A 14,164-nucleotide genomic window follows, 5' to 3' on the forward strand; every position below is an offset into this window, starting at 1 on the left:
CGCACTCATGACCACGCACCAACCCGTCGACACTGCCGCCATCATCGAGAAGTTCCCGCTGATCAAGGACCTGCAGGCCCTGCAGGAACTGTCCTGGTTCAACCCGGCCGCCACCGCCACCAGCGCCACCGACGGCCTGGCCAAGGTCGGCCTGACCGACGCCGCCATCCAGGACGCCGCCGACCGCCTCAAGCGCTTCGCCCCGTACCTCGCCGAGGTGTTCCCGGACGCCGCCAGGACCTACGGCATCCTCGAATCCCCGCTCGTCGGAGTACCCGTCCTCCAGACCACGCTGAACCAGCCGGGACAGCTCTGGGCCAAGCTCGATTCCCACCTGCCGATCTCCGGGTCCATCAAGGCCCGCGGCGGCATCTACGAGGTACTCGCGCACGCCGAGAAGATCGCGATCGAGGCCGGCCTGATCACCATCGACAGCGACTACCGCGAGCTCGACTCCGACCAGGCCCGCGAGCTGTTCTCGCAGTACAAGGTGGCCGTCGGCTCCACCGGCAACCTGGGCCTGTCCATCGGCATCATGAGTGCCACCCTCGGCTTCCAGGCCAGCGTCCACATGTCCGCCGATGCCCGCCAGTGGAAGAAGGACAAGCTGCGCGAGCACGGCGTCAACGTCGTGGAGTACGACTCCGACTACTCCGTCGCCGTGGCCGAGGGCCGCGCCGAGGCGGAGGGCGACCCCACGACCCACTTCGTCGACGACGAGAACTCCGTCACCCTCTTCCTCGGCTACGCCGTCGCCGGTGCCCGTTTCGCCGGACAACTCGCCACCTACGACATCCGCCCCACCCGCGAGCGCCCCATGTTCGTCTACCTGCCCTGCGGCGTGGGCGGCGGCCCAGGTGGCGTGGCCTTCGGCCTCAAGGCGGCGCTCGGCGACGCCGTGCGTTGCATCTTCGCCGAACCCACCCACTCACCCGCCATGCTCCTCGGCGTGCACACCGGCCTGCATGACCGGGTCAGCGTGCAGGACTTCGGCATCGACAACCTCACCGCCGCCGACGGCCTCGCCGTGGGTCGCCCCTCCGGGTTCGTGGGCTCGCGGATGGCGCTGCTTCTCGACGGCTTCTTCACCATCGACGACGACAACCTCTACCGCCTGATCAGCCTGCTCGACGAGACGGAAGGCCTACGCATCGAGCCTTCCGCCGCCGCCGGCCTGGTAGGGCCCGCGCGCGTGGCGCAGGACGCGGAGTACCTGAAGTCCCTGGGCCTGGATGCGGACTCGATCGCCGAGTGCACCCACGTCGCCTGGGTCACCGGCGGCTCCATGGTGCCGGAAGCCGAGATGGCCTCCTACCTGGAGAAGGGCCGGTCGCTGCGGTAGGCGATCTCTCCCCCTTCCCGGTCCTCCGCGTGACAGAATTTCCTCATGGAACAGATTCCTGCGGGAGGTCGTGGCGGCGAGGCCTTGAAGGGTCAGCGGCTGTCGGACGTCAACGGACGCTGGGGTTCAGACAGCGTTCAGGACGCCACTCTGAGTGTGGTGGGCGGACTTGTGGGCGGGGTGCTGGCGGCTGCATTTGTCGTCGCCTTCACCACGCTGATCAAGGAGAATCTCGCCTGGGTGCTGAGCCAGGACAACTGGATCATGTTGCTGGCCCCGTTCATCGGCATCGCCGTGGCGGTGCTCCTGCTCAACCTGGTCGCACGAGGTCAGGCGTTGCAGCAGGTGGATGGTTCGAAGACGCCACCCCGAAAATTCTCCTCCTGGCTGCAGTTTCCGGCCAACGCCGTGCGGGCTGACCTGACCTCAGATGTGGTCGACAACGCCGGAAGCGAGGAGAAGTTCCCCTGGCGTTTCGCCCCGATCCGCGCGGCGGCGATCTTCGCCACCGTCGGCATGGGCGCGCCGATGGGCACGGAGTCTCCCGCGGCGCACCTCGGCGTGGCAGCAGGCTCGGCGCTCGGTTCCCTCGGTCAAAGGTGGCGGAGTCTGGCGCGCAGTGCGGGTGTGGGCGGGGGCGCAGCCGGAGTGGCCGCCCTGATGGGTCTGCCCCTGGTGGGGCTCGCGTTCATGCTGGAACTCGGCCGACGCAACCACGCTCCGCTCAACCTGTCCAGGGTTCTGGCGGCAGCCAGCGGAGCGTTCATCGGCTGGGGTGTCAACGTGGGGCTGGATCTGGACCTGATCCGCCTGATCGTGCCGAACATTCCCCCCGGTGACCTGCTCCGTGCTCTTGCAACCGCAGCTTTGGTCGGGGCCCTTTCCGGCGTGTTGGGTTCGGTGACCGGATCCGCGATCTACCAGGCACGGGGCTGGTCTGCCAGCCCGACGGTGAAGTTCGCCACGGGCGGGGCTCTACTTCTGATCTGCCTGCTGGCGATCAGTTCGCTGGCCACGCCGGCGGCTGCGATCGGCCCTGGCGCAGGGGCGGTGACGTGGGCGGAATCATCCTCGGCCACCTTCTGGGTACTGCTGGCCGTCGTCGTATTGCGTGCCCTGGCCACCACGGCCGCGGTGATGGCGGGAGGCTGTGGCGGTTTGTTCGTCCCGCTGCTGGCAATCGGGGACCTGTCCGGTCGGGCACTCGCCCCCATACTGGGAGTGTCGGGTGAGCTGGCGGCAGCAGCCGGTGCCGCGGGCAGTATCGCCGGTGGCTACCGTCTTCCTCTCACCGCGATCGCCATGGTGCTCACGGTCGGCGGGCCGATATCCGCACGGCTGACCTGTGTGGCCGCGGTGGCCTTCGCCACTGCCGCGGGCATCGCCGTCTCCTATCTGCTGGACCGGTACGTCCTGCACCGGTAGACCCGGAAGCTTCCCCGCTACAACCCGGCCACGATCTCCCGCATGATGTTCGCCGTCTCCGTCGGGGTGGTGCCCACACGCACGCCGGCGGCCTCGAGGGCCTCCTTCTTGGCCTGGGCGGTGCCGACCGAGCCGGTGACGATGGCACCCGCGTGGCCCATGGTCTTGCCCTCGGGTGCGGTGAAGCCGGCGACGTAGCCGACGACGGGCTTGGTCACGTTGGCCCTGATGAACTCGGCGGCGCGCTCCTCGGCGTCGCCCCCGATCTCACCGATCATGACGATCGCCCTGGTGTCGGGGTCGGCCTCGAAGGCTGTCAGGGCGTCGATGAACGCGGTGCCGATGATGGGGTCGCCGCCGATGCCGATGGCGGTGGAGATGCCGACGTCGGAAAGCTCATACATCATCTGGTAGGTCAGCGTGCCGGATTTCGAGATCAGCCCGACCGGGCCGGTGCCGGTGATGTTGGCGGGGATGATGCCCGCCAGCGAGACTCCCGGGGTGATGATGCCGGGGCAGTTCGGACCGATGATCCGTGTCGCGCCGACCTTCCTGGCCTGCGCGAGGGCCTCGGCGGAGTCCCGGACCGGGGTGCCCTCCGTGATGACCACGGCCAGCGGGATCTGCGCGTCAATGGCCTCGACGATGGCGTCCTTCACGAAGGGCGCGGGGACGAAGATCACCGACACGTTCGCACCGGTTTCCGCCATGGCCTCGGCCACGGTACCGAAGACGGGCAGCTCGGTGTCATGCAGGGTGATCGTCTGCCCGGCCTTGCGTGGGTTCGTGCCGCCGACCACCTTCGACCCCGCGGCGAGCATGCGGGTGGTGTGCTCACGGCCCTCGTTGCCCGTGATGCCCTGAACGATGATCCTGGAGTTCTCGTCGAGAAAAATCGACATTGTCTCGTCCTGCGCTTTCTCTACTCGACGGCCGCGGCCAGTTCGGCGGCCTTATCGGCGGCCTCGTCCATGTTCCACACGCCCGTCACGAGCGGGTGGTTGTACTCGGCGAGGATGCGGCGACCCTCGTCGACGTTGTTGCCGTCGAGACGCACGACCAGTGGCTTGGTGGCGGCGTCGCCCAGCTCCTCGAGCGCCCCGACGATGCCCCGGGCGACGTCGTCACAGGCGGTGATCCCCCCGAAGACATTGACCAGGACGCTTCTGACCTGCTCGTCCGCGAGCACGATCTCGAGGCTGGCTGTCATGGTCTCCGCCGAGGCACCGCCGCCGATATCAAGGAAGTTCGCGGGCTTCTGGCCGCCGTGTCGTTCGCCGGCGGCCGCGACCACGTCGAGCGTCGACATGACCAGGCCCGCACCGTTGCCGATGATCCCGACCGAGCCTTCGAGGGTGACGTACTTGAGGTTCTTCTCCCTGGCCTTCCGCTCGAGCGGGTCGAGGTGGCCTGCGGCCTGGGACAGCGCCGCGCGGTTCTCGTGCCGGAAGGCGGCGTTGTCGTCAAGGGTGATCTTGGCGTCGAGCGCGATGATCTCGCCCTGCGTGGTGAGCACCAGCGGGTTGACCTCCACGAGCGTGGCGTCCTCGTCGCGGTAGACCTCGTAGAGTTTCTGCAGGACCGGAACGACCTTCTCCCCCACCTCCCCGGGGAAGTTCGCCGCCGCCACGATCTCGCGAGCCTTGGCTTCGTCGATGCCCGTGACAGGGTCGATCTCGACGCGGGCGAGCGCCTCGGGCTTCTCCTTCGCCAGCCCTTCGATGTCCATCCCTCCCTCGACCGAGGCCATCGCCAGGTAGGAGCGGTTCGCGCGGTCGAGCAGCACCGAGAAGTAGTACTCCTGCGCGATGTCGGCACCCTGGGAGATCATGACCTTCTCCACCGTGTGGCCCCTGATATTCATGCCGAGGATCTCGCGCGCGGCGTCGAAGGCCTCGTCCGGTGTGGTGACCACCCTGATGCCGCCTGCTTTGCCGCGGCCGCCGATCTTCACCTGGGCCTTGACCACGGTCACCCCGCCGATCCGGGCGGCGGCCTCGCGGGCCTCCTCAGGTGTGGAGGCCACCATGGCCGCCAGGACCGGGACCTGGTGGGCGGCGAAGAGCTCACGCGCCTGGTACTCAAAGAGATCCACGTTGCATCCCATCCCCGACCTGATCGGCCGTGTTCGGTTATTCGGGCATGTAGTGAATTCTATCCCTTAAAAAAGCAGAGCGCCGCCACCCATGAAGGGTGACGGCGCTGTGCGTCGCTGGGATCAGCGGACGTCGATAAGCAAAAGCTTAGCGGGCGGCCTCGATCTGCACGGACTGGGCCACTGCCTGGACGACCGCGGCGACCTTGACGGCTTCCCAGACCTGTTCCTTGGTCAGACCCTCCTCGCGGACGGTCTTGTCGTGGGCGACGACACAGTTCTCGCAGCCGTTGATGGTGGAGACGGCCAGGGACCACAGCTCGAAATCAGCCTTCTCAACGCCGGGCTTGGAGATGATGTTCATCCGCAGGCCGAACTTGACGTTGGTGTAGTCCTCACCGAGGAAGTGCTTCGCACGGTAGGCCACGTTGTTCATGGCCATGACGGTAGCGGAGCCGAGGGCCGCTTCGAAGGCCTCGTCGGAGAGGTGCTCCTTGGCCTCCTCGGAGATCTCGGCGAACACGGTGTCGTTCTTGGTGGCGGCGGCGGAGGCGAGAAGGGTGCCCCACAGCTGCTGCTCGTTGAGCTCGGTCGACCGGGTGAGGGAACCCAGGTTGAGCTTCTGGTCCTTCGCGTACTCCGGGAGGGAGCTCTTCAGGTTATCGATGGACATGCTTTACTTCAGGCCCTCCTGGACGACGGCCATCTTGTCGATGTTCTTGGTCGGGTCGTTGGCCTGCCAGTTGCAGGCGCAGACCTCCTCCGACTGCAGGGCGTCGAGGACACGCAGGACCTCGTCGACGTTACGGCCGACGGCGTCCGGGGTGACGGAGACGAACTGGATGATGCCGTCCGGGTCGATGATGAAGGTCGCGCGGTCAGCGACACCGTTGGCGTTCTCGACGCCGAGCTCACGGATGAGCTCGTGCTTGATGTCGGAGAACATCGGGAACGGGACGTCCTTCAGCTCCGGGTGGGTTGCACGCCAGTTGAAGTGGGCGAACTCATTGTCGATGGAGCCGCCGAGGATCTGGGTGTCGCGGTCCTGGAACTCCTCGTCGAGCTTGCCGAAGGCGGCGATCTCGGTCGGGCAGACGAAGGTGAAGTCCTTCGGGTAGAAGAAGACGACCTTCCACTTGCCCGCGTAGGTGTCCAGGGAAACGGTCTCGAAGTAGTCCTCCGGCTGCTGGGCGTTGACGCCGTGCAGGTCGCCACCCTTGAGGGCGGTCAGCTCGAACTCGGGGAACTTCTCTCCAACGGTCATGATTGCCATGCGAATGTCTCCTCAGAAAAAGATGGTGTGACGGCCGTCACGGAATGGTCCGACTAATCGAACTCTCCGAAGCCATGGACCATTATGCACGGCAATTTCGGTGCCGTCAATAAATAATCTTGAGCAGTTGTTGTAGAGTCATAGGTATGAACAATAAGGAGTACCGCCCCACCCTTTCCCAGCTGCGGACCTTCGTCACCATCGCCGAAAACAAGCATTTCGGCACCGCCGCGACAAAGTTGGGTATCTCGCAGCCGTCCCTCTCCCAGGCACTCGTCGCCCTGGAACAGGGACTGGCGATCCAGCTCATCGAACGCTCGACCCGTCGGGTCATCGTCACCCCCGCCGGTGAAGAACTGCTCCCCTACGCCAAGGCCACGCTCGACGCCGCCGACGCCTTCCTCGCCCACTCGCGCGGCACGCACGGCACTCTCATCGGCCCGCTGACCATCGGCATCATCCCCACCATCGCCCCCTACATCCTCCCGGCGCTGCTCACCTCCATCAATGAGCAGTACCCCCAGCTCGAGCCCCACATCGTCGAGGACCAGACCCGCCACCTCCTGCAGATGCTCCGCGACGGCCAGATCGACCTCGCCGTCATGGCACTGCCCTCCGAGGCCACCGGCGTCACCGAGGTGCGCCTCTACTCCGAGGACTTCGCGGTCGTCGTCCCCGAGAACCACCGTCTCGCCGGCCGCACGGACCTCGGCCTCGCAGACCTCGACCAGCTGGATCTCCTGCTTCTCGACGACGGCCACTGCCTCCACGACCAGATCATCGACCTGTGCCGGAAGGCCGACCTCAACCCCACGGAGGCCACCAACTCCGTGACCCGGGCGTCCTCGCTGACCACCATCATGCAACTGGTCGTCGGCGGCCTGGGTTCCACCCTCGTCCCCGTCTCCGCCGTGGGCACAGAATGCCGGCGCCCCGGACTGGCCATGGCCACCTTCCGGGACGACGTCACCGCCCAGCGCGACATCGGCCTCGTCTACCGCAGCTCCAGCTCACGCGCCGAGGAGTTCAGTATCCTCGGCCGGCTGACCACCGGCGCCTTCCGCAGCGCCGTCGGCGAGTCCGTCCCGGCGTAGCGGGGCCGCCGCCGTCGGCGGGCGGCTAGCGCACCGGCTCCGGCAGCGGACCTGCGGCGGCCTGGCGGTAGATCATCGCCTGTGCGAGCAGCAGAACCGGTCCGAGGACGACCATGGCCAGCCCCAGGGTGATGATCGCCGAGATACCCACGATGACGCCCGCGACCAGGTTGAAGGCGAGCAGCCGGCCGTAGTTGCGCAGACCGTGGCGGAACCCCTCGACGATCCCGCCACGGAAAGTGGCACGACGGTCGATGACGAACCACACCATGAACATCGTCAGCGGCGAGACCAGGACGGCCACCACCAGCACCACGGCGAGAGCGGCGAACAGGGTGCCCAGCACCGCCAGCATCTCTTCGTCTGAGGCCATCTGGGTGTCCGCGATCGGGTTGCCGGCCAGGAAGAGCGGGATGGCCAGGGCAGCGAAGAGCAGGCTGGAGAGGACCTGCAGGAGAATGGTCAGTGCGAACGCGGGTCCGAAGTTGACGTCGTGGGTGAAGTCTCCGGGCCCGATCTTCTTCTTGTCCACCTGCCTGAGCGCGCCGTGGTAGACGAAGACCATCAGAGCCGCCGTCAACAGGCCCATGGCGAACTGCGCGATCTGGTAGCCGAATCCGTTCTGGAGACCGACGTCGCCGTTGAGGCCCCCGAAGGCCATGTCCACGATGGCGGACACAGCCATCACCACGACGCCCAGCGCCAGGGCCCCCAGAATCCACAACTTCCAGTTGCGGAACACCACGGAGAAGGCCCAGCTCACCGCCTCCATCGGCTGAACCACGCCGGTTCCCTGCGACTGTCCGTAGGCGGGCTGCCCGCCGATGCCGTAACCGGCGTAGCCGCCGTAGCCGGCGCCGTAACCCGGGGTGTCCTCCGGGTGCGGAGTCGAGGGGTAGGACGGGTACTGCGGCAGACCGAAGTTCTCCGGGTGCTCCTGCCTTCCTTGCGGCCGGTCTTCGGAGGGGTCATTGGGGGTGGACATGTGTCTGCCTTCCTGAGCACTTGCGGTCTGGTACGCGACCAACGATAGGCCACCGGTGATGAGCCGGTAGGATTCAACGTCAGCCATGAGTAATACTTCTGACGCCCCGGTCAACCGCGACGCCCTCCTCGAGCGCCTCGCGGACGTCTCCCTGTCCGACGAACGCTCCATCCGTCGCCGCCTGCACAAGGCCCGCACCCCACAGGCCTTGGCGGCGATCGCCGCGGACATGGAACGGGCCGCCGAAAAAGTCGCGTCGATCGAGGCCGGCATCCCCCCGATCGAGTACCCGGAGTCGCTGCCGGTTTCCGCCAGACGCGAGGACATCGCGGAGGCGATCCGGGACAACCAGGTCGTCATCATCGCCGGTGAGACGGGTTCGGGTAAGACGACGCAGATCCCGAAGATCTGCCTGGACCTCGGCCGCGGTCGTCGCGGTCTGATCGGTCACACGCAGCCGCGCCGTCTGGCCGCGCGTACGGTCGCCGAGCGGATCGCCGAGGAGATCGGCCAGGAGATCGGCGGGACCGTCGGCTACGCGATCCGTTTCGACGACCGTGTCTCCCCCACCTCCGCCGTCAAACTCATGACCGACGGCATCCTGCTCGCGGAGATGCAGCGCGACCGCTTCCTCAACAAGTACGACACCCTCATCATCGACGAGGCCCACGAACGCTCCCTCAACATCGACTTCCTCCTGGGTTACCTGCGCCAACTGCTGCCCAGACGCCCCGATCTCAAGGTGATCATCACCTCCGCGACGATTGACCCGGAGCGTTTCGCCGAGCACTTCGCCGACGCCGACGGCAAGCCCGCGCCCATCATCGAGGTCTCCGGCCGCACCTTCCCGGTGGAGATCCGCTACCGGCCGATGGAGTTCGAACTCGACGGCAAGGTCATCGACCAGGACCCCCTCGACGCGCTCTGCGAGGCCTGCGAGGAGCTCATGCTCGAAGGCCCCGGCGACATCCTCTGCTTCTTCCCCGGCGAACGGGACATCCGCGACGCGATGGAGGCCATCGAGGGCCGCAAATGGAAGGGCGTGGAGGCCACTCCGTTGTTCGGTCGCCTGTCAAACCAGGAACAGCACCGGGTGTTCCAGCCGCACTCCGGCCGACGCATCGTGCTCTCGACCAACATCGCCGAGACCTCCCTGACGGTCCCGGGCATCCGCTACGTCGTGGATACGGGTACCGCGCGAATCTCGCGCTACTCCACACGCAACAAGGTCCAGCGGCTGCCCATCGAGCCGGTCTCGCAGGCCAGCGCCAACCAGCGCTCAGGCCGCTGCGGCCGTGTGGCCGACGGCATAGCCATCCGTCTCTACTCCGAGGACGACTTCAACTCCCGGCCCGAGTTCACCGACCCGGAGATCCTGCGCACCAACCTCGCCAGCGTCATCCTGCAGATGACGATGATGCGCCTCGGCGACATCGCCGAGTTCCCCTTCCTCCAGATGCCCGAGAACCGCGCCATCCACGACGGACTGCTGCTCCTGCACGAACTCGGCGCGCTCACCGACGAGGAGCGCGAGGGCCAGCCCGTGCTCACACAGACCGGTCGCGACATCGCCCGCATCCCCGTCGATCCCCGCATGGCCCGCATGCTCGTGGAGGCCAACCGCCTCGGCGAACTCGACGCCGCGATCGTCATCGTCGCCGCCATGACCATCCAGGACGTGCGCGAACGTCCCATGGAACAGCAGTCCCAGGCGGACCAGAAGCACGCCCGTTTCAAGGACGCCACCAGCGACTTCCTGAGTTTTCTCAAGCTGTGGGACTACATCAACCAGTCCCGCGACGATCTGACCGGCAACGCGTTCAGACGCCGCATGAAGGACGAGTACCTCCACTACATGCGCATCCGCGAGTGGTACGACCTGGTCCGTCAGCTGCGCGAGGTCACCCGTCAGCTCGGCTGGTCCTCGCGTGACGACGTCGCCGGCGACCGCAGCCCCGACGCCATCCACCAGGCCCTGCTCTCGGGACTCCTCTCCCACATCGGCGCCCGCGACGGCAACACCCGCGAATTCAAGGGCGCCCGCGGCACCCGTTTCATGATCTTTCCCGGCTCCTCCCTGGCCAAGAAGCCACCGGAGTTCCTCATGGCCGGCGAACTCGTGGAGACCTCCCGGCTGTGGGCACGCGACGTGGCGAAGATCGAACCCGCCTGGGTGGAGAAGCTAGCGGGCCCCCTGCTCAAGCACCAGCATTCCGAACCCAGCTGGTCCCGCAAGCGTGCCTCCGGCATCGCCCACCAGAAGTCCACCCTGTACGGCCTGACCATCATCGCCGACCGGGTGGTCGCCTACCACCATGTCGATCCCGAGGCCGCGCGGGACATGTTCATCCGGCATGCCCTCATCGAGGGCGACTGGACCACCCACCACACCTTCTTCCACTCCAACGTGGAGAAACTTGAGGCCGCCGCCGAAATCGAGGAGAAGGCCCGTCGTCGCGGTCTCATAGTCGACGAGGACACCCTCTTCGATTTCTACGACTCCCGCCTGCCCCAGACCATCACCACGGGCCGGCACTTCGACGCCTGGTGGAAGAAGGAACGCCAGACCAACCCGCACCTGCTCGACTTCGACCCTGACACGCTGCTGGGTGTCGACGCCGAGGAGATCACCGAGGCCGCCTTCCCCGACAAGTGGCGCAAGGGCAGCATCGACTACGACCTGGAGTACCGTTTCGAACCCGGTCACCCGCAGGACGGCGTGACCATCCTGGTCCCCATTCCTCTGCTGGCCGGCATGGACCGGGAAGGCTTCGACTGGCTCGTACCGGGGCTTCGCGAGGAACTGCTCACCGAGCTCATCCGAACCCTGCCGAAGGAGCTGCGCAAGACGGTCGTGCCCGCACCGGACTACGCCGCCCGGGCGCTGCCCCGACTGCGCCCCTACGCGGGGCCGCTGGTCGAGCAGTTCGCCGAGATCCTGCGTTCGCTCGGCGGGCGACAGATCACGGCCGAGGATTTCCGCCCCTCCGCCGTCCCCGCCCACCTGAAGATGACCTTCGGAGCCGTGGACAAACGGGGCAAGGTCATCGACGCCGACAAGGATCTCGGTGCACTCATCGAGCGCAACGCCGGCTCCATCAGAGCATCGGTGAGCAGGGTGTCGCGCACCAGTGAGTCCAAGGCGGTGTCGGAGTGGACGTCCGACACCCTGGGTACCGTCGCCGAAGAGGTGCAGACGGTCGTCGACGGCCACGAGATCACCGCCTACCCCGCGCTCGTGGCCACCCCGGGCGGCGTGGAGATCCGCGTGCACCCGACCAGGGCCGCAGCCGAGGCCTCCATGATGACCGCGACGCTGACGCTCCTGCTCCGCGAGATCTCCGTCAACGCCAACCAGATGACCAAGGGACTTCCCCTGCAGCAGCGGGTGGCGGTGGACAACTACCCGCACGGCGGCGCCGCAGGACTGATCGAGGATGCGCGGGTGGCCGCCATCCGGGACCTCATGATTGCGCACGGCGGTCCGGTACGTTCCCCGGAGGAGTTCGAGGAACTGAGGAAGAAGGTTTCCCCCGAGGTCTCAGGCACTGTCCGACGCACCGTGGTGGCGCTTGCTCCCGCGCTCATCGAATACCAGTCCGTCGCCGAAGAACTCGCGCGCTGGAGCGGCGAGGCCATCGACGACATGAAGGCACAGCTGGAGTTCCTGGTGCCCAGGAATGCCGTCACCCTGCACGGATCCGCCCAGCTTCGTCACCTCCCCCGCTACCTGCAGGCGATGCGAGTCCGTCTCGAGGAGATGGCACAGGACCCGGACAAAGACGTAGACCGTCAGGATGAGGTCGAGGAGGCCCAGTCCTACCTCAACCTCCGGCTCGCCAGGCTGCCGAAAGGTCGGGAGAAGACCCGCGAGGTCAAGGACATCCGCTGGATGATCGAGGAACTTCGGGTGAGCCTGTTCGCCCAGCGCCTGGGCACCGCGCGGCCGATCTCCCTGCGCCGTATCCAGAAGGCCGTGGACAAGCTCCGCTAGGCCCCGGGCCAGCCCTCGAGGGACTCGGCCGCCGCTTCTTCCTCCCGAGCCCGGCGGCGCATGAGCCGGATCTCCGACTCGAAGTCCTCGGCCGACTCGAAGGACTTGTACACGGACGCGAAGCGCAGGTAGGCGACCTCATCAAGAGCGCGTAGCGGTTCGAGGATGGCAAGTCCGATGTCGTTCGCATTCACCTGGGAGCCACCCTGAGAACGAACCCTCTCCTCCACTTCCTGCGCGAGACGCTTGAGCGCATCATCGGAGACATCGCGGCCCTGGCAGGCGCGGCGGACACCCAGGACAACCTTGTCGCGACTGAACGGCTCCGTGACGCCGTTGCGCTTGATCACCAGGAGAACGGCCTTCTCAATCGTGGTGAAACGTCCGTTGCATTTGGTGCACTCACGCCGGCGACGGATGGCGGCTCCGGCGTCGATAATGCGCGAGTCAATGACACGGGAGTGATCGTGATGGCAGAACGGGCAGTACACAGCGTGTCTCCAGTGCCTTTCTGGGAGGAAACCGGTGGACCGGATGGTGGCACCGATCCTACTCCCCGGGAAGATTTCCCCTAACGCGCCTCGTCGCTCGACTGCGTCTGGTTGCCCGCGGGATACACCGTAGATCCGGTTACGCCTTCATCCCCGGCACCCCGGAAGGAGGCACTGACCACCACCAGACCGAAAAGTGCGCCGAGCAGATACGTCAGGCCGGTCTCCCGCCAGCGGCTGGAATGTCCCTCACCTGCGTCCCGCGGCAGAGGATCGGCGCCAGGTAGGCCCTGTGTTCGATTTGCGGGCACCAGAGTTCGAACACCCCGGCCACAGGAAGGGGACCTGTGGAAGCTCGACGGCTCCCACACAGCGGCCGGGCGGACGGAGTCATGTACGGAAGTATGGACGCTGCCACCTGGGCATGGACGATGCAGGAAGGTGATCACGGCGAAGTCCTTTCGTTGTCTGCTGTGAGGATATCGAGACTGGTCAACACCCTCGAACAGTGCTACCGTTCAGGTGTTCTAACTAGCTGATGTGTTCGATTAAAGCACCCGTTCGAAATTTTGTCCACAGAACCCGCACATCAGTCGAACATCCGTACCAGATCGTGCTAAACATGTAACAGGTGAATGGCATGCGGACGACACGCCATTCGAACAACGACCACCGGAACGCCGCTGAGCCGCCCCGACGATTCGATACGGCACGCACCGCCACCACCCCAGGAACGAGAAGGACGATGACCCGCAAGAGCGCCCCCGCCAAACTGACCCCCTCCGGCAAGCCGGACCCCTCCACACTTTCCGATCGTCAGCGACGGATTCTTGAGGTCATCCGGGATGCCGTCGTGCTGCGGGGCTATCCGCCGAGCATCCGGGAGATCGGTGACGCAGCGGGACTGCAGTCCACCTCCTCGGTCGCGTACCAGCTGAATCAGCTGGAGAAGAAGGGTTTTCTCCGTCGCGACCCGAACAAGCCGCGTGCGGTGGACGTGCGTACCCTGACGTCGACCGACACCGCCAAGAAGCCTGGGCGGCGCGTCGTGGCCAAGACTTCGACGGCCCCGGAGGATGCCAGCGCCGCGAACTTCATTCCGGTGCTCGGCCGCATCGCCGCAGGTTCACCGATTCTCGCCGAGCAGGAGGTCGAGGACTACTATCCGCTGCCGGCCGACCTGGTGGGTGACGGTGAGCTGTTCATGCTGCAGATCGTGGGTGAGTCGATGAAGAACGCCGGCATTCTCGACGGCGACTGGGTCGTCATCCGTTCCCAGCCGGTCGCGGAGAAGGGCGAGTTCGTCGCCGCCCTGATCGACGGAGAGGCGACTGCGAAGGAGTTCCACAAGGATTCCACCGGGGTCTGGCTGCTGCCGCACAACGAGGATTTCTCCCCGATCCCCGGCGACAAGGCGGAAATCATGGGGAAGATCGTCTCCGTGTTCCGGAAGCTCTAGAGACGT

Annotated in this window: 11 protein-coding genes; 5 read left to right on the forward strand and 6 right to left on the reverse strand. The window is 66.2% G+C overall.

Annotated features, from left to right (window positions below):
* Positions 1-7: 7 nt before the first annotated feature.
* The gene (locus CETAM_RS07710; RefSeq protein ID WP_156228316.1) at positions 8-1,342 is read left to right on the forward strand and encodes a D-serine ammonia-lyase; all 1,335 of its coding nucleotides are present in this window, start codon (positions 8-10) and stop codon (positions 1,340-1,342) included.
* 45 nt (positions 1,343-1,387) lie between these two features.
* On the forward strand, positions 1,388-2,767 hold the full coding sequence (locus CETAM_RS07715; protein ID WP_156228317.1) for a chloride channel protein: 1,380 nt from the start codon (positions 1,388-1,390) through the stop codon (positions 2,765-2,767).
* Positions 2,768-2,784: 17 nt separating this feature from the next.
* Here the strand turns inward: CETAM_RS07715 and sucD are convergent, their stop codons facing one another.
* The 4 genes from sucD to CETAM_RS07735 form a co-directional block, all read right to left on the reverse strand.
* Positions 2,785-3,669: a succinate--CoA ligase subunit alpha gene (gene sucD, locus CETAM_RS07720; protein WP_156228318.1), complete on the reverse strand. Its 885-nt coding sequence runs from the start codon at positions 3,667-3,669 to the stop codon at positions 2,785-2,787.
* A 20-nt stretch (positions 3,670-3,689) separates the two neighbouring features.
* Positions 3,690-4,862 (reverse strand): ADP-forming succinate--CoA ligase subunit beta, encoded by a 1,173-nt coding sequence (gene sucC, locus CETAM_RS07725; RefSeq protein ID WP_156228319.1) that lies wholly within the window; start codon positions 4,860-4,862, stop codon positions 3,690-3,692.
* A gap of 148 nt (positions 4,863-5,010) precedes the next feature.
* Positions 5,011-5,535: a carboxymuconolactone decarboxylase family protein gene (locus CETAM_RS07730; RefSeq protein ID WP_156228320.1), complete on the reverse strand. Its 525-nt coding sequence runs from the start codon at positions 5,533-5,535 to the stop codon at positions 5,011-5,013.
* 3 nt (positions 5,536-5,538) lie between these two features.
* Complete coding sequence (locus CETAM_RS07735) at positions 5,539-6,135, reverse strand: peroxiredoxin (protein WP_156228321.1); 597 nt, start codon at positions 6,133-6,135, stop codon at positions 5,539-5,541.
* 146 nt (positions 6,136-6,281) lie between these two features.
* On the opposite strand from CETAM_RS07735, the gene CETAM_RS07740 reads away from it, so the two are divergent.
* Complete coding sequence (locus CETAM_RS07740; protein ID WP_156228322.1) at positions 6,282-7,229, forward strand: hydrogen peroxide-inducible genes activator; 948 nt, start codon at positions 6,282-6,284, stop codon at positions 7,227-7,229.
* A gap of 25 nt (positions 7,230-7,254) precedes the next feature.
* On the opposite strand, the gene CETAM_RS07745 is transcribed toward CETAM_RS07740, so the two are convergent.
* On the reverse strand, positions 7,255-8,214 hold the full coding sequence (locus CETAM_RS07745; RefSeq protein ID WP_197085694.1) for a hypothetical protein: 960 nt from the start codon (positions 8,212-8,214) through the stop codon (positions 7,255-7,257).
* 85 nt (positions 8,215-8,299) lie between these two features.
* Here CETAM_RS07745 and hrpA point away from each other — a divergent pair, with 85 nt between their 5' ends.
* Positions 8,300-12,208: an ATP-dependent RNA helicase HrpA gene (hrpA, locus tag CETAM_RS07750; protein ID WP_156228324.1), complete on the forward strand. Its 3,909-nt coding sequence runs from the start codon at positions 8,300-8,302 to the stop codon at positions 12,206-12,208.
* Here hrpA and nrdR read toward each other — a convergent pair.
* Complete coding sequence (gene nrdR / locus CETAM_RS07755) at positions 12,205-12,699, reverse strand: transcriptional regulator NrdR (protein ID WP_156228325.1); 495 nt, start codon at positions 12,697-12,699, stop codon at positions 12,205-12,207. The genes hrpA and nrdR overlap by 4 nt on opposite strands.
* A 745-nt stretch (positions 12,700-13,444) precedes the next feature.
* Here nrdR and lexA point away from each other — a divergent pair.
* Entirely contained in the window at positions 13,445-14,158 is a 714-nt protein-coding gene (gene lexA, locus CETAM_RS07760) for a transcriptional repressor LexA (RefSeq protein WP_156228326.1), read from the forward strand.
* Positions 14,159-14,164 lie beyond the last annotated feature (6 nt).

This window comes from Corynebacterium comes (assembly GCF_009734405.1).
Taxonomy (GTDB): domain Bacteria; phylum Actinomycetota; class Actinomycetes; order Mycobacteriales; family Mycobacteriaceae; genus Corynebacterium; species Corynebacterium comes.